Source organism: Lentilactobacillus raoultii (assembly GCF_900411375.1).
Taxonomy (GTDB): Bacteria; Bacillota; Bacilli; order Lactobacillales; family Lactobacillaceae; genus Lentilactobacillus; species Lentilactobacillus raoultii.
Genome location: NZ_LS422984.1, coordinates 228,748 through 249,676 on the forward strand (window position 1 = coordinate 228,748; position 20,929 = coordinate 249,676).

The window sequence follows — 20,929 nt, forward strand, 5'->3', positions numbered from 1 at the left end:
TAGAAGGAGAAGCCGTTAACTTATGAAGCAGTCTAAAATTTTAGTACCAACGTTAAAAGAAACGCCTAAGGGAGCTGAGGCGCTAAGCCATAAAATGCTAGTTCGGGCGGGGTATATTAAACAAATTTCCGCTGGAATGTATGCCTATTTACCGCTGGCATATCGTGTTTTAACAAAGATTGAAAACATCGTTCGTCAAGAAATGGCCAAAACATCTGCGCATGAGATGCTCATGCCTGACATTTTACCAGCTGACTTGTGGAAGGAATCTGGCCGCTATGAAACGTATGGGCCAGAATTATTTAAATTTAAAAATCGCCACGATACGGACTTCATTTTAGGCCCCACTCACGAAGAAACGTTTACAGAATTAATTCGAGATTCAATTAAGTCTTACAAGCAATTACCATTAATTCTGTATCAAATTCAAAATAAATATCGGGATGAAGATCGGCCTCGATATGGGTTGTTGAGAAGTCGCGAATTCATTATGAAAGATGCGTATTCTTTTGCTGCTAAAGAGGCTGATCTTGATCAGGCTTATCGAGCCATGGAAAATGCCTATCGCAAGATTTTTGATCGAATGGGATTAAAATATCGAGTTATCATTGGTAATGGTGGCGCAATGGGTGGTTCCGATTCAAAAGAATTTTCTGCTATGGCGGCAGTCGGAGAAGACACCATTGTCTACTCAGATGAGAGCGATTATTTTGCCAACTTGGAAATGGCGACTTCCAAAGTAACGGATGAGCCATCAACAGAAGCAGATGAGGCTCTTAAAAAAGTGGCAACGCCAAATGCCAAGTCAATTGATGAAGTCGCTAAATTACTAGGTGTGTCACCTAAAAAGACTATTAAATCTATGTTGTATATGGCTGATGATCAACCAATTTTGGTGTTGGTTCGTGGCGACTATGACGTTAACGATGTTAAACTAAAAAATTATTTAAAAGCCGATTTTCTTAATTCGGCAACCGATGATCAAGCACGTGACTACTTAAAAGCTGATTTTGGGTCATTGGGGCCAATCGGAGTTGACAAAGAGGTACGAATTTTAGCTGATACTCGGGTTGCTAATATGAAAAATGCCGTGGTTGGTGCTGATGAAAATGGTTATCATTACATTAACGCCAATGCTGATCGTGACTTTAAAATTGACGATGTAGCTGATCTTGTTGTCGTTAAAGAAGGCGAATTGTCCCCTGATGGTAAAGGAAAATTGAAGTTTACTCGGGGAATTGAAATTGGTCATATTTTTAAATTAGGAACGCGTTATTCTAAGAGCTTGAATGCAACTATTTTGGATGAAAATGGCCGTGCAATTCCAGTTATCATGGGATCATATGGTATTGGAATCAGCCGATTATTATCTGCAATTTCTGAGCAAAATGCAGATGAGAACGGCTTGGTTTGGCCAGTTTCAGTAGCACCGTTCACCGTTCATGTGATTCCGGTGAATGTTAAAAAGGAAGTTCAAATGACTCTTGCTGATCAAATTGAGCAACAATTGACGGCCAATGGACTGGAAGTTTTGGTTGATGATCGAAAAGAACGACCTGGCGTAAAATTTGCTGATTCTGATTTAATGGGGATTCCTTTGAGAATTACGATTGGTAAGAAGGCTGATGAGGGAATTGTCGAAATTAAAATCAGAAAAAATGGTGAAACGGTTGAAAGCAAAGTTGAAGAATTAAGTGAAACTGTCAAAATTCTGTTAAAGAATCTGAATTAGTTTTATACTTAAAAACGTTATTTTAAGTGACTTCGAATTTACTATTTTGAATTTTTTAAGTATGCTTAATAGTAAAGCAACGTTTAGTTATCTTTAACTGATGATGGATTTACTGAGAAGGTGGGGACGGATTACTTGTTTCTCAGCTTCTTTTTGCACTAGTAAGGAGGCTCTTTAAGTTTGGATCAACATGCTTTATTTGAAAAGTTGTTAGAGCAGCTTCAGTGGGAAGACGCCAAAACGTCTCCTTTCTTCCAAGATGCTAAAATTGACCGTTTGGAAGTTCATGAACAAAGTCTCCGGTGGCAATTTGATATTTCTTTACCGAAAATATTGCCATTTGAAACTTTTAATGAATTTAATTCGCGACTTCAGGCGTCTTTTCAGGAAATTGCCAAAGTGTCACTCAATATCATGCCTGTCAGCGACCATTTCAATGAGCAATTACTACGACAATATTGGCAATGGGTGGTTGTTCATAGTGGGGTAACGTCTCCTTTGATTCAAGAACTTTGTGAAAACCGAGCACCCTCGATCGTTGATTCACGAATCGAATTTATCGCTGAAAACGAAATTGTTAAGAATTTTATGACAAATACAGCGCTTGGACCAATTGAAGAAATGTATCGGAGAGTGGGTTTCCCTGACTTTAAGATTCACACAATTGTAGATGAAACATCATCTCAAAAAAATATTGAGGCCTTACAGAAAAAAAACGAGGCTCAAAATGCTGAACTAGTTAAAAAAGCCAATGCCGCAATTAAAGAAAATGCCAAGAAAAAAGCTGCTCACCCGAGTAGCGGTAATGGCCCAGCAGTGATTGGAAAAAAAATTAATGCAGACATTCCCGTTATGAAAATGGAAGACATTGTTGAAGAAGAACGGTCCGTTGTTGTTTCGGGGTACGTTTTTAATAAAGAAATCCGCTCCCTGAGATCCGGTCGTCAATTGCTGATGTTGAAAATTACGGATTATACTTCTTCAATTCAAGTTAAGAAATTTTCTAACCGCGGGGATGAAGCATTGTTTGACGAAATTAGTGAGGGCGACTGGGTAAAAGTTCGTGGAAATGTTCAGGAAGACAACTATTCTCATGAGTTAACCCTTAATGCGTATGATATTAATTCCGTTAAAAAGGTAATGCGAAAAGATACTGCACCGGAAAATGAAAAGCGGGTAGAGTTACATCTTCATACCTCAATGAGCCAAATGGATGCAACAAATAACATTGCTGACTTTGCTAAACAAGCTAAGGCTTGGGGGCATCCAGCATTGGCGATTACTGATCATGCGGGTGTTCAAGGATTCCCAGATGCTTTTCATGCCGGCCAAAAAAACGATCTTAAAATGTTGTACGGTGTTGAAATCAATTTAGTGGATGATGGCGTTCCAATTGGTTACAACGATAAGCATATTCCACTAAAAGATGCGACGTATGTTGTTTTTGATACTGAAACGACTGGACTTTCTGCCATTTATGATCGAGTGATTGAACTTTCTGCAGTGAAAATGAAGAATAATAATGTGGTTGACCAGTTTGAGGAGTTTATTGATCCAGGCTTTCACTTGTCAGAACAAACAACTAATTTAACTTCCATCACTGACGAAATGGTTCAAGGATCAAAATCTGAGGAAGAAGTCTTTAAACTCTTCCGCGAATTTTGCGGTGACGCCATTGTGGTTGGGCACAACGTTACTTTTGATATTGGCTTTATGAATACGGGCTATGCGCGCCATGGGATGTCGGAAATTTCAAATCCAATTATTGATACGCTAACATTGGCAAGGTTTCTTTACCCCAACTTGCGTGGTTATCGATTAAATACATTAGCTAAGAAGTTTGACGTCAGCTTGGAACACCATCACCGGGCGATTTATGATGCCGAAACGACTGGGCACCTGAATTACTTATTCTTGAAGGACGCCGAAGATCGTTACGGAATTGCCTACCATGATGAATTAAACGATCATATGACGGAAAACGATGCTTATAAACACGCGCGACCGTCACACGCGATTCTTTTGGCTAAAAATCAAGTTGGATTGAAAAATATGTTTAAAATTGTGTCACTATCAAATGTGGATTACTTTTTCAGGGTGCCACGGGTGCCACGAACCCAACTCGAGAAATATCGTGATGGTATTTTAGTCGGTTCAGCCTGTTCGTCTGGTGAAGTTTTTACTGCTATGATGCAAAAGGGGATGGACGAGGCACGCCAAAAAGCGGCTTTCTACGACTATCTTGAGGTTCAGCCCCAACGCGCCTATGCACCATTAATTGAAAGCCATTTAATTTCTGACGAAGAAAACTTAAAAGAGATTTTAACAAATATTGTTAAATTGGGTGACGAACTGCAAAAGCCGGTGGTAGCTACCGGAGATGTTCATTATCTTAATCCTGAAGACTATATTTATCGTAAAATTTTAATTAATTCACAGGGTGGAGCTAATCCACTTAATCGGCAAGTATTGCCAGATTTACATTTCTTAACAACCAATGAAATGCTTGACGACTTTTCTTTTTTGGGTGAACAAAAAGCCAAGGAAATTGTTGTCACAAATACGAATCGAATTGCTAATGAAATTGATGAAGTTCATCCACTAAAAGATCGACTTTACACGCCGAAAATGGAAGGTGCCGAAGATGAGGTTAAGCAACGAACCATGACAACGGCTCATCAGTGGTATGGCAATCCACTTCCCAAAATTGTTGATGACCGGCTCAAACGGGAACTGAAAAGTATTATCGGCAATGGTTTCTCAGTTATTTATCTGATTGCCCAACGATTGGTAGCTAAAAGTAATAAAGATGGGTATTTGGTTGGTTCCCGGGGTTCAGTTGGCTCAAGTCTAGTTGCCACCCTAACTGGAATTACCGAAGTTAACCCATTGCCTCCTCATTATCGATGCCCCCATTGTCAGCATACGGAATTCTTCACGAACGGTGAATATAGTTCAGGATATGATTTACCAAGGAAGAAATGCCCTGAATGTGGCACTCAAATGATTGGTGATGGACACAACATTCCGTTTGAAACTTTCTTGGGCTTTACTGGAAATAAAGTTCCGGATATTGATTTAAACTTTTCCGGAGATTATCAGCCAATTGCTCATAACTACACCAAAGTTTTGTTTGGTGAGAAAAATGTTTTTCGAGCGGGTACAATTGGGACAGTTGCTGATAAAACGGCTTACGGTTATGTTAAAGCTTATGAACGGGATAAGGGTAAGACGTACCGTCAGGCTGAAGAGGATCGTTTGGCAAAGGGTGCAACTGGCGTTAAGCGAACAACTGGCCAACATCCTGCTGGGATTATTGTTGTTCCTGCCGATATGGATATTTATGATTTTACGCCGATTCAGTATCCAGCTGATGATCAAACTGCAGCTTGGAAAACAACCCACTTTGATTTTCATTCGATTCACGATAATATTTTAAAAATTGATATCCTGGGGCATGATGATCCGACGATGATTCGAATGTTGCAAGATTTGTCAGGTATCGATCCAAAATCAATTCCCATGGACGACCCAGGTGTGATGTCAATCTTTTCCAGTCCCAAAATTCTAGGTGTTACTGAAGATCAAATTCAATCTAAAACTGGGACGTTGGGTGTTCCTGAATTTGGAACTCGATTTGTTCGGGGAATGCTTGAGCAAACTCACCCAAGTAATTATTCGGAGCTTTTACAAATTTCCGGCCTTTCACATGGGACAGATGTTTGGCTTGGCAATGCCGATGAGCTGATTAAAAATGGCACGGCTACTATTGCCAATGTTATTGGATGTCGTGACAACATTATGACTGATTTAATTCAATGGGGCTTGGATTCCGAGCTATCATTTCAAATTATGGAAAGTGTTCGTCATGGGCGTGGTATTCCTGATGATTGGCAAGCAGAAATGCGGAAAGCTAAGATCCCGGAATGGTACATTGACTCTTGCCTGAAGATTAAGTATATGTTTCCAAGAGCCCATGCGGCAGCATATATTCTCATGGCGCTGAGGATTGCTTATTTTAAAGTCTATTTCCCATTGGTTTATTACGCGGCTTATTTCTCTGTTCGGGCTGATGATTTTGATATTGTTTCAATGTGTCGTGGAAAAGAAGCTGTTAAAAATGCAATGAGACAAATCAATGATAAGGGAATGGAAGCTTCTGCAAAGGAGAAAAACTTGTTAACAGTGCTGGAATTGGCTAACGAAATGTTGGAACGGGGCTACAATTTTAAGATGGTTGATCTTAAGCGGTCAGCAGCCAATGAATGGCTGATTGATGGCACTGATTTGATTGCGCCTTTCAATTCCGTTCCGGGACTGGGCTTAAATGTGGCTAAACAAATTGTTGCTGCGCGCGAAGATAAGCCATTTATTTCGAAAGAAGATTTATCTAAGCGTGGTAAGGTTTCAAAAACTTTAATCGATTTTATGACTGAAAATCATGTTTTGGATGGCTTGCCGGATGAGAATCAGTTAAGCTTATTTGATATGATGTAAGTTGATAGACTAACTTTGACTGTCACTTAAGAAACACCCTCTAACGCAAACGGTTGTATAAATAGAGTGGATATGATATACTTTATTTATTAAATAGCTTGTAAGGAGTGAGCAGAAATGCTCGCTCTTTTTAATGGATAATTTTAGGAGGCTTATTTTTGAGCAATGTCGTTGAAACGGTCAAGCAGATTGTGCAGCCGATTTTGGATAAACATGCGTTTTACTTATTTGACGTTGAATTTGTTAAGGAAAGTAAAAATTGGTATTTGCGAGTTTACATTGATAAGAAGGGCGGCATCACGATTGACGATTGTGTGTTGGTTAGTGACGAATTGAGTGAGAAATTGGATGAAATGGATCCTGACCCGATTCCTCAACAATACTTTTTGGAAGTTTCTTCTCCGGGCGCTGAAAGACCGTTGAGAAATGATCGTGAACTTCAACAGGCAGTTGGTGAATATGTCCATATTTCGTTGTATCAGAACTTAAACGGTCAGAAGGTTTTCGAAGGTTTCCTCCGATCTGCCGATTCGGATGACGTCATTATCCAAAATGATCAGTGGGGTAAGAACGACACCATTAAAATTCCAAAGAAAATGATTGCTAAATCGCGACTGGCAATTAAATTTTAAAAAAGGAGACTTAACCAATGAGTAAGGAACTTTTGGGAGCATTATCTGCTCTTGAAGAAGAAAAAGGAATTAAAAAAGAGGTCGTTATCGAGGCCTTACAAGCTGCCCTGGTTTCTGCGTATAAAAGAAACTATGGTCAAGCACAAAATGTTCAGGTATCATTTGACGAAGCAAAAGGTGAAATGCATGTCTACTCAGTTAAGACAGTCGTAGAAACTGTAACTGACGATCAAATGCAAGTGTCACTTGATGATGCCTTGCAAATCAATAAAGGCTATGAAATTGGTGATGAAATCAAATTTGAAGTGACGCCAAAAAACTTTGGTCGAATTGCCGCTCAAACAGCAAAGCAAGTCATTATGCAACGGGTTCGTGAAGCTGAACGGGAAAACATTTTCGATGAATATTCAAAATATGAAGATGATTTGGTAACTGGAACTGTAGAACGTCAGGATACCCGCTTTGTTTACATCAATTTAGACAAGGTTGAAGCAGTCATGGGCCCACGTGATCAAATGCCAAATGAAGTTTATCGCCCTCAGGAACGACTTAAAGTTTATGTCACTCGAGTTGAAAATGCGACCAAGGGACCACAAGTCTTTGTGAGTCGAACTGACCCAGGGATGCTTAAGCGGTTATTTGAGCAGGAAGTTCCTGAGATCTATGACGGAACGGTTGAAATTGTTTCAATTGCACGGGAAGCAGGCGATCGGGCAAAAGTGGCTGTTCGGTCTAATAATTCGGACATTGATCCAGTTGGAACTGCTGTTGGTCCAAAGGGGCAACGAGTTCAGACGATTGTTAACGAACTCCACGGTGAAAATATGGATATCGTTGAATGGGATGAAGACGATGCACGATACATTGCCAATGCTTTAAATCCGGCTGAAGTCATCGACGTTATTTTTGATGATGATAATGATCGCGCATGTACCGTTATCGTTCCAGATTATCAATTATCACTGGCAATCGGCAAACGTGGTCAAAATGCACGTTTGGCTGCTAAGTTAACCGGCTTTAAGATTGATATTAAATCAGAGACCGAAGCCAAAGAATTTTTGGCAGAAAGAGAGAAGCGTGCGCAACAAGTAACTGATGGTGAAGACGAAGCAACTGATAATGACGTTGAGTCTGATGAAGCTGATTTGAATCGTCAAGATGTTGACAGCACAACTCAAGAAGAGCAAACTAAATCCGACGAGAAAGTTAATCCGGATGAATCCGATGACTCTGAGACATCACCAGAAGTTGATCAGAATGAAGATTTTAACGAGCAATCGACGGATGACCACCCATCTTCAAACGAAGCTTAATTCTTAGGAGGCGATCATTATGAAAAAACGAAAGATCCCAATGCGAAAGGATATTGTAACCGGCGAAATGGCTCCTAAAAAGGAACTGGTGCGGATAGTTCGTGATACCGATGGCAACGTTTCAATTGATGAAACCGGCAAGAAATCGGGCCGAGGCGCCTATATCTCGATTGATGTTGAGGTTGCGAAAAAAGCAAAGGCTGAACATGTCTTTGAAAAGGCTTTTTCAACTCAATTGAATGACAGTTTTTACGATGACTTAATTGCTTACGTTGATCATAAACAGGCTCGAAAAGAGTTGTTTGAAAATGGACAATAGTCAGGCAATCTTAAATTTTTTGGGAATCGCCCGGCGTGCGAATCAATTAGTATCAGGTGAAAATACTTTGTTGTCAGGAATCAGAAACCGCAAAATTTATTTTTTGTTTATCGCTTCAGATACTGGTAAGTCAACTAGTAAAAAGTTTCTAGATAAGTCAAATTACTATCATGTTCCTGTCAATACAATGTACACTAAAGAAGTATTAAGCAACGCCATTGGGATGAAAAGGACAATGATTGGCATTAAAGATCGCGGGATTTCAGAAAAAATGATTGAATTAACAAACAGGAAATAAAGGGAGAGTGATGATATGGGGAAAAAGCGAATTTATGAATTGGCAAAAGAACTCAACATCTCCAGTAAAAAAATTATTGACGAGGCCGGAAAACGCGGCATCTCTTTAAAAAATCACATGGCAACAGTGGATGCGACTCAAGAAAAGCAGATTCGTCAATTATTTAGAAAAGGTGGTAGTACGACTACGACAACTCGATCTCAAAACAATCACCAGAATCATCATGCTGAAGGCAAAAATCAGCGTCCTTCGACACAATCAAATCACCGTCATGACCGTCAGACTCAACAGGACCGTCAGAGCCAAAGCTCAAATCATGTAACGCGAACGACTAATAATTCTCGTAATGATCGTCGAAATCAGCAATCAAATAACCATTCGGGAAATCAAACGACTTCTTCTCAAGGAAGACGCCCTCAAAATCAGAATCGTTCAAACGATCGTAACCATTCCAATGATCGAAATCATCAAAATCATCAAAATCATCAAAATCAAACTCGTAATGGACAAAAAAGCCAACGAAACCATGATGAAAACCGAACGCGCACGAATGGGTCGCAAAGCAGGAGTACAACGAATCGGTCAAATTCAACTCATAGTAGCAATAACGGGAATTCAAATAGCCGTCAAACACATTCTACGGCTAACAATGAGCATCATAATAATCGGAATACCGGTAGTGGCAGATTTGGCGGCAGCTTAAATCGTCGCAACAGTGGTGGCTCGCGAAAGGCTAACAAGAAACGCAATAAGAGACAACGCAAGCAGCAAAATCAGCGATTGCGTCAGGTGGAACATCATGGCGCACCTGAACGAAAAGCCCGACCGTTACCATCTGTTTTGGAATATGAAGACGGTATGAATGCACAAGATCTCGGTAAGATTTTGCATCGTGAACCAGCTGAAATTGTTAAAAAGCTCTTTATGTTGGGTGTAATGGTTAATCAAAATCAGTCTTTGGATAAGGATACAATTGAAATCTTGGCGGCTGATTATGGCATCGAGGCTAAAGAGAAGGTTCATGAAGATTTATCCAATTTGGATGAAATCTTTGATAAAGAAATGAAAAATGCCAAGCATTTGGTTCCACGACCACCAGTCGTTACAATTATGGGTCACGTTGACCATGGTAAAACAACGTTGCTGGATCATCTGCGACATTCTCATATTACGGCTGGCGAAGCCGGGGGCATCACGCAGGCGATTGGTGCCTATCAAGTTCGACATGGCGATAACATCATTACCTTTTTGGATACACCAGGACACGCTGCCTTTACCGAGATGCGTGCTCGTGGTGCCAATATCACCGATATTACCGTGTTGGTGGTTGCTGCTGATGATGGTGTGATGCCGCAAACAATTGAAGCGATTAACCATGCCCGAGCAGCTAATACGCCAATTATTGTGGCCATTAATAAAATTGATAAACCAGATGCCAACCCTGAACACGTAACTGAGCAATTAAGCAAGTATAATCTAATTCCTGAAGATTGGGGCGGCGACACCATCTTTGTTAATATTTCTGCCAAGTTTGGTAAAAACATTGATGAATTGCTTGATATGATCATTCTGGAATCAGAGATGCTTGAATTAAAGGCTGATCCAGATCAACCTGCCGTGGGATCCGTTATTGAAGCCCGTCTTGATCAAGGGCAAGGCCCTGTTGCCACGTTACTGGTTCAACAAGGAACTTTAAGAGTCGGTGACCCGATTGTTGTCGGCAATACTTTTGGTCGAGTGAGAACCATGACGAATGAGCGGGGACGTGACTTGAAGAAAGTCACACCATCCATGCCGGTTTCGATTACCGGATTGAATGATGTTCCTGAAGCCGGCGACCGCTTTGTTGTCTTTGCAGATGAAAAGACTGCTCGATCGGTTGGTGAAGAGCGGGCCGAAGAGGCTCAGGTTCAGGAACGTCGAAAGACAAACCGGGTAACTTTGGACAATTTGTTTGACTCTCTTGAAGAGGGTGAAATGAAGGAAGTTGATCTTGTTATTAAAGCTGATGTTCAAGGTTCCGTGGAAGCTTTAGCCAATAGTCTGAAAAAGATCGAAGTAAAGGGCGTCAAGGTTAATATTATTCATTCGGGCGTTGGTGCCATCAATGAAAGTGATGTTGCGTTAGCTGAAGCAAGTAACGCCATTATCATTGGGTTTAACGTTCGGCCAACACCTCAGGCTAAGTCACAAGCTGATAGTGATCACGTTGATATCCGACTCCATCAGGTTATTTACAATGCCATCGATGAAGTTGAATCTGCGATGAAAGGGATGCTTGCGCCGACTTATAAAGAAGAGGTCACAGGCGAGGTTGAAGTTCGTCAAATTTACAAGGCTTCTAAGGTTGGAACAATTGCCGGTGGAATGGTTGTTAATGGTGTTGTTAACCGTGATAGTAAAGTTCGTTTGATTCGTGATGGCGTTGTTGTTTACACTGGCGAATTAAACAGCTTGAAACGATTCAAGGACGACGTTAACCAAGTTAAGCAAGGCTTTGAACTTGGTTTGACAATCAAGGATTATAATGACATTAAAGTTGGTGATGTGATCGAAGCTTATGTCATGAAAGAAGTGCCGGTTAAGTAATTACTTTTACTGGTAAATGCTTGGAGGTGTTTATATGGCTCACTATCGCGTTGGCCGATTAGAGCAGGAAATCCAACGAGAAGTAAATGATATTTTGCTGAAACGGGTTCGAGATCCGCGAGTCCAGGGCGTCACTTTAACTGGTGTCGAAGTAACCGGTGATTTGCAGCAAGCAACGATTTATTACAGCATTCTTTCCGATGATAAAAAAGACGAAGAAACGACTGCTAAGGGGCTTGCAAAAGCAACCGGTTTAATTCGAGGGGAACTTGGCTCACGTTTAAGCATTTACAAAACACCTGAAATAAAATTTGAATTAGACACGTCTGTTCAATATGGTGATAAAATTGATCGGTTGATTAATAAATTAAAACGTGAAGAACAGTGATCATGTTAAAAAGACTGCTTTGGCTCCTGTGGCTGAGCAGTCTTTTTGTGATATAATTTTAATAATTGAATTTTTTAGGAGAATTTAATGGACGGAGTAATTGCGTTATACAAAGAACGCGGGATGACAAGTCACGATTGTATTAGTCAACTGCGAAAAATTTTACACACTAAAAAAATTGGTCACACCGGAACGCTTGATCCAAACGTTGATGGTGTTTTACCAATTTGCGTCGGCCAAGCCACTAAAATTAGTGAATTATTAATGACATCCGGAAAAATTTATCGAGGTTCAATTACACTGGGGATGGCCTTTGATACAGAGGATTTGGATGGCCAATTAATTGCTAGAAAACCTGTGACGCAACCATTGTCTACCAAAAAGATTGATGCGCTGTTAACTAAACTAACTGGTGATATCATGCAGGTACCGCCTATGTATTCAGCCGTTAAGGTAAATGGCCATAAATTGTATGAGTACGCTAGAAGAGGCGAAGTGATTCATCGTGATCCCCGGCCCATCCACGTTTCATCATTCAAACAATTAAAACCAGCGACTTTCGATGAAAAAGCCCAGACTCAGACGATTTATTTTGAAGTGGCCTGTTCGAAGGGGACCTATGTGCGAACATTGGCAGTCGATTTTGGCAAGCTAATCAATATACCTGCTGTAATGTCGTCACTAACTAGAATTAAAAGTGGCGGCTTTACGATTACCCAATGTGTCTCGTTGGCAGACGTGCAACAAGCCGTTAATGATGATCGGCTAGCAACCATTATGGAGCCCCTTAAGGTTGCGCTCGCTGGGTATCCGGCTGTTGAATTGGATGATTCTCGTTGGCACATCATTTCGAACGGTGGGTTCTTGGATCGAGGGCTAAATTCAAGTACCGTGCCGATCATCAGGTTGGATTACCAGGGGAAAACCAAGGCATTGTACAAGTTTGATAGTCAAAAGCAACTATATCGGCCATTTAAAATGTTTTTAGCAAATAATTGATGAGGAGAATTGCGTTATGGATGTTTTAAAACTTCATTATCCTTTAGATAATCAAGATCGTTTGACAAACAAAACCGTTATCGCGATGGGTTTTTTTGATGGCTTTCATAAGGGCCATCAAGCGGTTCTGCAACGGGCGAAAGAAGAAGCTAAGCACCAGCAGGCAAAGCTGGCGGTACTAACTTACGATCATCACCCAGCTTTGGTTTATCAAAAAATGTCAGCTCATGAGAAGCGATATCTTACCCTGATGGATTATAAGCTGGAATTATTTAGGAAATTCGGAGTTGATGTTGTTTTACTCGTTAATTATTCATACCATTTTCAAAGTCAATCACCAAAAATGTTTGTTCAAAATTTTTTAAGTCGATTTAATCCGGTAGCGGTTGTGGCCGGTTTTGATCATACGTATGGTGGCCAACCTGAAGACAATATGGCTAATCTACCTGATTATGCCAATGGTGATTTTAAAGTGATAACAGTTCCTGCACAAAAACTTGATGAAGAAAAAATTAGTTCGACTCGAATTCGTCATGAGTTGGATAAAGGTCGTGTTGAGCAAGTAAACGAGTTGCTGGGACGCCCCTTTCAAACTCGGGGAGTCATCGTTCACGGAGAAGAACGCGGTCGGTTATTAGGGTACCCAACGGCCAATGTTGAACATTCGGAATATCAGTGGTTACCGACTATCGGCGTTTATGTCGTAACAGTTGAAATCGGCCATCAAAAGTATCTTGGCATGGCCTCAATCGGTAAAAATGTAACTTTTACCGACAATGGCCCAATGACGGTTGAAATTAATTTAATCGACTTTCATGATAATATTTATGGTGAAGTTGTCCGGGTAAATTGGTTGGCGCATAGTCGTGACGAAATTAAATTTCAAACAGCCGATGACTTAATTAATCAAATGAATCTGGATAATCAATTGACACGTCACTATTTAAAGACCCATCCAACTATTTTAAATTAGCACTTTTAGCACTCAACTGAATTAATTGCTAAAAAACGTTCATAATCCCTTGACTTATAACAGCCGGTTTGTTAAATTATAAATGTGCCTTAGCACTCGGGTACTATGAGTGCTAAAAAGAGGTGATGTTAGTGCTGACGGATAGGCAAAAAGATATTCTTAAAATAATCATTCGCGATTATACGAGGACAGGAATGCCAGTTGGTTCCAAGGCATTAGCTTCTGAATTTCCAACCCACGTGAGTTCTGCAACGGTTAGAAATGACATGGCTGCACTTGAATCAAAGGGCTTAATTACCAAGACACATTTTTCGTCCGGACGGGTTCCTTCAATGCAGGGGTATCGATATTATGTGGATAACCTTGTTCAACCAGATCCATTGGACGATAGTGCAGAGGATTTAATTAAAAGTTCTTTCAATAGTGAATTTAATCGGATTGACGAGATCATTCAAGAATCCGCGAAGGTTCTGTCGGATTTAACGAGTTATATGGCAGTAACATTTAACCCTGAACCAGGTGATGATTTAAAACTTGGCGGTTTTAGGTTAGTGAAATTAGATAATCGTCAGGTAATGGCGATTATTGTCACTAATACGGGCCATGTGGTTGATAAGATTTTTCGGTTGAGTAATGTTTCATCCGAACAGTTAGAAACCATTGTGAATATTATCAATTCTGAATTAGTTGGCAAACCGATTTCCGATGTTGCTGAAAAACTGAGGATTGAAATTCCAGTTTTAATGACGAAATATATTCAAACACCCGAGGGCTTCTTGAAAATATTTGGCGAAATGCTGAATGAAGCCGGTCGCGATCGGGTTCATGTGGATGGCAAACTGAATTTGTTAAAGTTTGCTGAGCGTCAAAACATTGATCGACTTAAGCCGTTGTATAATCTTTTAGATACTGAAGACACCGTTCAAAAGATTATTAATCCCAGTTCTCACGATGTTCAAGTACGAATCGGTAGTGAACTGAGAAATGACCTATTGAAAGATTACAGTATTATTACTGGAACTTATGATTTGAATGAGTATGGACATGGGATTATTGCCGTGATTGGGCCGACCAGAATGCCTTACTCGAAAATCATTGGCATTGTGGGTGCTCTTCGAGAAGAGTTAACCAAGAAACTTTTGGGGTACTACGATGACGACAATTGATTTTAAGGAGGCGATTGTTTGGCAGATAAGAAGGAAGATTCATTGAATGAAAAGCATCATGAGTCAGAGAATCCTCAAGCTACCAAGAGCGAAAAGAATTCTCGAGACAAAACGACAGATGCTAAGAAATCAGCAAAAAAGACCACTTCACGAACTAAGAAACAATCTGGTGATGAAGTTGAGGTGGCCAAATTAAAGCAAACGGTTGTCGATCTGCAAAAGAAGTTGGACGAAATGGAGAATCGTTACCTGCGGGCTGAAGCGGATATTAAAAATATTCAAATGCATGCCAAAAAAGAGCAGGCTGATTTGATTAAATATGATGGTCAACAGTTGGCACATGATGTTCTACCAATTGTTGATAATCTCCAACGAGCTTTATCAGTTGAGGCAACTGATGAAAATGGGAAACAATTAAAAAAAGGGGTTTCAATGGTGTTTGAACACCTAACAAAAGCACTGGCTGATAATGGTGTTGAGGAAATTGATGCTTTAAACAAACCATTTGACCCTAAGTTTGAACAAGCAATTCAAACGACAGCAGCTGATGACTCACATCCAGCTGATACTGTTACTCAGGTTTTACAAAATGGGTATCGGTTGAAAGATCGGGTGTTGCGGCCAGCTATGGTCGTTGTTGCAAAATAAATCTTTAAAGAAAAAGAGGATTATCTATGGCAAGTAATAAAATTATCGGTATTGATTTAGGAACAACCAACTCTGCCGTTGCCGTTTTGGAAGGTAACGAGCCTAAAATTATTCCAAATCCGGAAGGTTCCAGGACAACGCCATCTGTTGTTGCATTTAAAGATGGCAAGCCATCCGTTGGTGAAGTCGCAAAGCGTCAGGAAATCACAAACCCTAACACCGTTCATTCAATTAAAAGTCATATGGGTGAACAGGGTTATACGGTCGATATTGATGGCAAAAAGTACACGCCACAACAAATTTCAGCCATGATTCTTCAATATATCAAGGATTTTGCTGAAGATTATATTGGTGATACAGTTGAAAATGCCGTTATCACGGTGCCGGCATACTTTAACGATGCTCAGCGTCAAGCAACTAAGGATGCAGGTAAGATTGCCGGCTTAAACGTTAAGCGAATTATTAATGAACCAACTGCTGCTGCTTTAGCTTATGGTCTTGATAAACAAGATAAAGATGAAAAAATTCTGGTTTATGATTTAGGTGGTGGAACATTTGATGTTTCCATCCTTGAATTAGGCGATGGTGTCTTCCAAGTTCTTTCAACCAATGGTGATACACACCTTGGTGGTGATGACTTTGATAGGCGCATCATGAACTGGTTGATTGACGGATTTAAGAAGGATAATGGTGTTGATCTTTCAAAAGACAAGATGGCACTTCAACGATTAAAGGACGCTGCTGAAAAGGCCAAGAAAGACCTTTCGGGTGTGACTGAGTCGGAAATCAGCTTACCATTTATCTCGGCTGGTGAGAATGGGCCATTGCATTTACAAACAACTTTGACCCGTGCTAAATTTAATGAACTGACATCAGATTTAGTTGCCAAAACTAAAACACCATTTGATAATGCGTTGAAAGATGCTAATTTGCAAGTATCTGATATTGATCAAGTCATTTTGAATGGTGGCTCAACTCGAATTCCTGCCGTTCAGGAAGCAGTTAAGTCTTGGACTGGTAAGGATTCTAATCACTCAATCAACCCTGATGAAGCTGTTGCTCTGGGAGCTGCTGTTCAAGGTGGTGTGATCACTGGTGATGTTAAAGATGTTGTTTTGCTTGATGTCACACCATTGTCACTTGGAATTGAAACCATGGGTGGTGTCTTTACCAAACTAATTGATCGAAATACCACTATTCCAACTTCCAAATCACAGGTCTTCTCAACGGCGGCAGATAATCAACCAGCTGTTGACATTCATGTTTTGCAAGGTGAACGACCAATGGCAGCCGATGATAAAACACTTGGCCAATTCCAATTAACGGATATTCCGCCTGCACCAAGAGGGGTTCCACAAATCGAAGTAACATTTGATATCGATAAGAACGGTATTGTTAATGTTTCTGCTAAAGATAAGGGAACCGGTAAGCAACAAAAGATTACCATTAAGGATTCTTCCGGTCTTTCTGATGAAGAAATTCAAAAGATGATGAAAGAAGCCAAGGAAAACGAAGAAGCTGACAAACAGCGTAAAGAGACAGCTGATTTGAATAACGAAGTTGATCAGCTGCTCTTCCAAACTGATAAGACGCTCAAAGAAGTAAAGGGCAAGGTTTCCGATGATGAAATCAAGAAAGCTGAAGACGCCCGGGATGCTTTGAAGAAAGCCAAAGAGGATAACAATGTCGATGACATGAAATCCAAGAAGGACGATCTTAACAAGATTGTTCAGGACTTGGCTGTTAAACTTTATCAACAGCAGGCTCCTAAGAACGGTCAGGCTCAGAGTGGTCAACAAACTCAAGGAAACACCGGCTCTTCGAATAACGGTAATAATGATGGCGGAACGGTTAACGGTGACTTCCATGAAGTCCACAACGACGATGATAAAAAGTAATCTTTAAAATCGTACCAGAACAAAAGTCAAGGCCGGCTGGCTTTGGCTTTTTGTTAAAATATGGTATTCTATCATGGTATAGAGTTGAATGAAGATGGGAGTTTCTAATGGCAAATAAAGATTATTATGATATCCTCGGGGTTTCTAAGGATGCCAGCGAAGATGAAATCAAACATGCCTACCGTAGATTATCAAAAAAGTGGCATCCAGATATTAATAAGGCCCCCAATGCTGAACAAAAGTTTAAGGAAATTAATGAAGCGTATGAAACTTTAAGTGACCCGCAAAAGCGTGCCAATTATGATCAATACGGTTCTGCTGAAGGTGCTGCCGGTGGCTTTGGTGGCGGTGCCGGCACAGGCGGCTTTAGCGATTTTGGTAGTGGTGGTTTTGGCTTTGATGACATTTTCAGTCAATTTTTTGGCAACCGTCAGCAAAGTGCTAATCCATCTGCACCTAGACAGGGGCGTGATCTTCAATACCAAATGACTTTGGAATTTGAAGAAGCAATTTTTGGTAAGACGACCCGAATCAAATATAATCGCGAGGCTGAATGCCAAACCTGTGGTGGAACTGGTGCTAAGCCTGGCACCTCACCGGTTACCTGTTCGCGATGTGGTGGTCGTGGTTTTATTGTTACTGAAACCAATACACCACTGGGTCGTATGCAATCCCGACAGACTTGTCCAGTTTGTCACGGTACCGGTAAGGAAATCAAAGAAAAGTGCCCAACCTGTGGCGGTAGTGGCCACGTTGACGAACGGCATGAAATTGAAGTTAAAGTACCGGCTGGCATTGACGATGGTCAGCAAATGAGATTACAGGGACAAGGTGAAGCCGGCACTAATGGTGGCCCATACGGTGATTTGTACATTGTCTTTCGAGTTAAACCAAGTAAAATTTATACTCGAGATGGATCGACAATTTACGTTAACCAAGACATTAGTTTTGCCAGAGCTGCCTTAGGCGGTAAAATCAAGGTCAAAACCGTACACGGCGATGTTGAACTTAAAATCCCGGCTGGTACCCAAACCGGCACTTCTTTCCGATTAAAAGGTAAGGGTGCACCAAGGTTGCGTGGTAATGGCAATGGAGATGAACGGGTAACAGTTACGGTAACGACACCTAAGTCTTTAAATAAAGAACAAAAGATTGCCATGGAAGCTTTTGCCAAAGCGAGTGGTGAAAACATTGGTGGTAAAGGTGCGGGTAATTTTTTTGACAAGGTAAAGGATGCTTTCGATAAGAAATAAACCGTACTTAAAAGAAGTTGGATCAGTTAAATATAGCATGGAAGGGACTGTCGGTGAGGAGAACCATTTTACCGGAGTCCCTTCTTTTAAGCAGTTAGCCAATATTTTGGGTTTGGGATAAATAGTTGATCAGTTGTACAGCTGTTGCTTTTTGATGATAAACTAGAGAAGATCAGATAAAAATTATTGATAATGAAAGTGAGAGAACAACATGGATTTACAGAAAATGAGAGAACATCAAAAATATATTCGGAATTTTTCCATCGTTGCTCACATCGATCACGGTAAGTCGACACTCGCTGATCGAATCCTTGAAATGACTGATACAGTTGCTAAAAGGGATATGAAAAATCAGCTGTTGGACAACATGGATCTTGAGCGTGAACGAGGGATCACGATTAAATTAAATGCGGTTGAACTAACCTATCACGCAAAGGATGGGCACGATTATGAATTTCATTTAATTGATACACCGGGTCACGTTGACTTTTCCTATGAAGTATCACGAAGTTTAGCAGCGTGTGAAGGGGCTGTTTTGGTGGTTGATGCGGCCCAAGGCGTGGAAGCACAGACATTAGCCAATGTTTATTTGGCAATTGATGATAATTTGGAAATCGTGCCGGTGATTAATAAAATTGATTTACCTTCAGCTGAACCGGAAAAAGTTCGAACTGAAATTGAAAATGTTATTGGAATTGACGCCTCAGATGCGGTGTTGGCGAGTGCTAAAAAGGGAATTGGCATTGAGGATCTTCTGGAACAGATTGTCCATAAGATCCCGGCACCAACCGGTGATGTTCAAGGGCCGTTAAAAGCCTTAGTTTTTGATTCTGTTTATGATGATTATCGCGGCGTCGTTTTGAGTGTTCGCTTATTTGAAGGAACCGTCCGGCCGGGAGATAAAATCCGAATGATGAACAGCGGAAGTGAGTATGAGGTTACTGAAGTGGGCGTTAATTCTCCTAAGCCGGTTAAACGAGATTATCTCATGTCTGGCGATGTGGGGTACTTAACAGCAAGCATTAAGGATATTACAACTACCCGAGTTGGTGACACGGTTACGAATGCGGATGATCCAGCTGAAAAGGAATTGCCGGGCTACCGTGAAATGCACCCCATGGTTTATGCAGGACTTTATCCGACAGATAATGCAAAATTCGATGATTTAAGAGAAGCTTTGGAAAAGTTAAAGTTAAATGATGCTGCTTTGGAATTTGAACCGGAAGCTTCTCAAGCACTTGGTTTTGGCTTTCGATGTGGCTTCTTAGGATTATTGCACATGGATGTTGTTCAGGAACGCCTGGAACGTGAATTTAATCTTGAATTGATCACCACGGCACCATCCGTTACCTATCGGGCGAAATTGACAGATGGAACAGTTAAGATGGTTGAAAACCCGTCTGAGATGCCTGAGAGTTCATCTATTAAAGAGATCAGTGAGCCATACGTCAAAGCAACTATTATGGCTCCCAATGACTACGTAGGGGCTGTGATGGAACTCTGTCAACATCGACGGGGAATCTTTGATACAATGGAATACCTTGATGATTATCGGGTTAATATTGTTTACCACATGCCGCTTTCAGAAATTATTTTTGACTTTTTTGATAAACTTAAATCAGGAACGCATGGGTATGCATCACTAGATTACGAATTAGAAGATTATCGGCCAAGTGATTTGGTTAAAATTGATATTTTATTAAACGGAGACAAAGTCGACGCACTAAGCTTCATTTCTCACCGCCAGTTTGCGGCCACTCGTGCTCGAGATATTGTGGACCGACTGAAAAATATTATTCCAAGACAAAACTTTGAAATTCCGGTTCAAGCTGCAATTGGTGCAAAAATTATTGCTAGAACCAATATCAAAGCTTATCGTAAAGATGTGACCGCCAAATTATACGGTGGTGATCGGACTAGACGAATGAAGTTATTGGAAAAACAAAAAGCAGGTAAAAAACGAATGAAGGCCGTTGGAAAAGTGGATATTCCACAAGAGGCTTTCATGGCAGTTTTGAAAACTGATGAGGAAGAAAAAGGTGACAAATAGGCACTCTCAAAACTAATGTCTTGCTAAAAGTTAGCAGATTCCCACCATTCTTCCGCCGTAAATCTAAAATGGCGGAAGTTTTCTGGCTATTTGGTATTTTTTGGCGGAAAAATTAACGGTCGCTTTGCTGCTTAAAGAGCTACCAGTGATTATGGATGGTTCATTAAGAAACTA

The 20,929-nt window shown here is 40.6% G+C and carries 15 protein-coding genes; all 15 read left to right on the forward strand.

Annotated features, from left to right (window positions below):
• Positions 1-22: 22 nt before the first annotated feature.
• The 15 genes from ED605_RS02735 (at position 23) to lepA (ending at position 20,755) form a co-directional block, all read left to right on the forward strand.
• The gene (locus ED605_RS02735; RefSeq protein WP_121977385.1) at positions 23-1,732 is read left to right on the forward strand and encodes a proline--tRNA ligase; all 1,710 of its coding nucleotides are present in this window, start codon (positions 23-25) and stop codon (positions 1,730-1,732) included.
• Positions 1,733-1,912: 180 nt separating this feature from the next.
• Complete coding sequence (locus tag ED605_RS02740; protein ID WP_121977386.1) at positions 1,913-6,229, forward strand: PolC-type DNA polymerase III; 4,317 nt, start codon at positions 1,913-1,915, stop codon at positions 6,227-6,229.
• A gap of 158 nt (positions 6,230-6,387) precedes the next feature.
• Positions 6,388-6,861, forward strand: a complete 474-nt coding sequence (gene rimP / locus ED605_RS02745) for a ribosome maturation factor RimP (RefSeq protein WP_121977387.1) — start codon at positions 6,388-6,390, stop codon at positions 6,859-6,861.
• A 17-nt stretch (positions 6,862-6,878) separates the two neighbouring features.
• On the forward strand, positions 6,879-8,174 hold the full coding sequence (gene nusA, locus ED605_RS02750; RefSeq protein ID WP_225419028.1) for a transcription termination factor NusA: 1,296 nt from the start codon (positions 6,879-6,881) through the stop codon (positions 8,172-8,174).
• 19 nt (positions 8,175-8,193) lie between these two features.
• A complete protein-coding gene (gene rnpM / locus ED605_RS02755) occupies positions 8,194-8,493 on the forward strand; it encodes an RNase P modulator RnpM (protein WP_121977388.1) in 300 nt (99 codons plus the stop codon).
• The gene (locus tag ED605_RS02760; RefSeq protein ID WP_121977389.1) at positions 8,483-8,791 is read left to right on the forward strand and encodes a L7Ae/L30e/S12e/Gadd45 family ribosomal protein; all 309 of its coding nucleotides are present in this window, start codon (positions 8,483-8,485) and stop codon (positions 8,789-8,791) included. The genes rnpM and ED605_RS02760 overlap by 11 nt, the downstream gene beginning before the upstream one ends.
• A gap of 15 nt (positions 8,792-8,806) precedes the next feature.
• Positions 8,807-11,380: a translation initiation factor IF-2 gene (infB, locus tag ED605_RS02765; RefSeq protein ID WP_121977390.1), complete on the forward strand. Its 2,574-nt coding sequence runs from the start codon at positions 8,807-8,809 to the stop codon at positions 11,378-11,380.
• Positions 11,381-11,414: 34 nt separating this feature from the next.
• Positions 11,415-11,768 carry a 30S ribosome-binding factor RbfA gene (gene rbfA, locus ED605_RS02770; protein ID WP_121977391.1) on the forward strand — a complete coding sequence of 118 codons (354 nt, stop codon included), beginning with the start codon at positions 11,415-11,417 and terminating at the stop codon, positions 11,766-11,768.
• A gap of 87 nt (positions 11,769-11,855) precedes the next feature.
• The gene (gene truB, locus ED605_RS02775; RefSeq protein ID WP_121977392.1) at positions 11,856-12,767 is read left to right on the forward strand and encodes a tRNA pseudouridine(55) synthase TruB; all 912 of its coding nucleotides are present in this window, start codon (positions 11,856-11,858) and stop codon (positions 12,765-12,767) included.
• A 16-nt stretch (positions 12,768-12,783) separates the two neighbouring features.
• Entirely contained in the window at positions 12,784-13,740 is a 957-nt protein-coding gene (gene ribF, locus ED605_RS02780; RefSeq protein ID WP_121977393.1) for a riboflavin biosynthesis protein RibF, read from the forward strand.
• Between the two features lie 125 nt (positions 13,741-13,865).
• Positions 13,866-14,906: a heat-inducible transcriptional repressor HrcA gene (gene hrcA / locus ED605_RS02785; RefSeq protein ID WP_121977394.1), complete on the forward strand. Its 1,041-nt coding sequence runs from the start codon at positions 13,866-13,868 to the stop codon at positions 14,904-14,906.
• Between the two features lie 18 nt (positions 14,907-14,924).
• Positions 14,925-15,554: a nucleotide exchange factor GrpE gene (gene grpE, locus ED605_RS02790; protein WP_121977395.1), complete on the forward strand. Its 630-nt coding sequence runs from the start codon at positions 14,925-14,927 to the stop codon at positions 15,552-15,554.
• Between the two features lie 26 nt (positions 15,555-15,580).
• Positions 15,581-17,452 carry a molecular chaperone DnaK gene (dnaK, locus tag ED605_RS02795; RefSeq protein WP_121977396.1) on the forward strand — a complete coding sequence of 624 codons (1,872 nt, stop codon included), beginning with the start codon at positions 15,581-15,583 and terminating at the stop codon, positions 17,450-17,452.
• A 107-nt stretch (positions 17,453-17,559) separates the two neighbouring features.
• Entirely contained in the window at positions 17,560-18,705 is a 1,146-nt protein-coding gene (gene dnaJ, locus ED605_RS02800; protein ID WP_121977397.1) for a molecular chaperone DnaJ, read from the forward strand.
• Positions 18,706-18,916: 211 nt separating this feature from the next.
• Positions 18,917-20,755, forward strand: coding sequence for a translation elongation factor 4 (gene lepA, locus ED605_RS02805; RefSeq protein ID WP_121977398.1), 1,839 nt, complete (start codon positions 18,917-18,919; stop codon positions 20,753-20,755).
• Positions 20,756-20,929 lie beyond the last annotated feature (174 nt).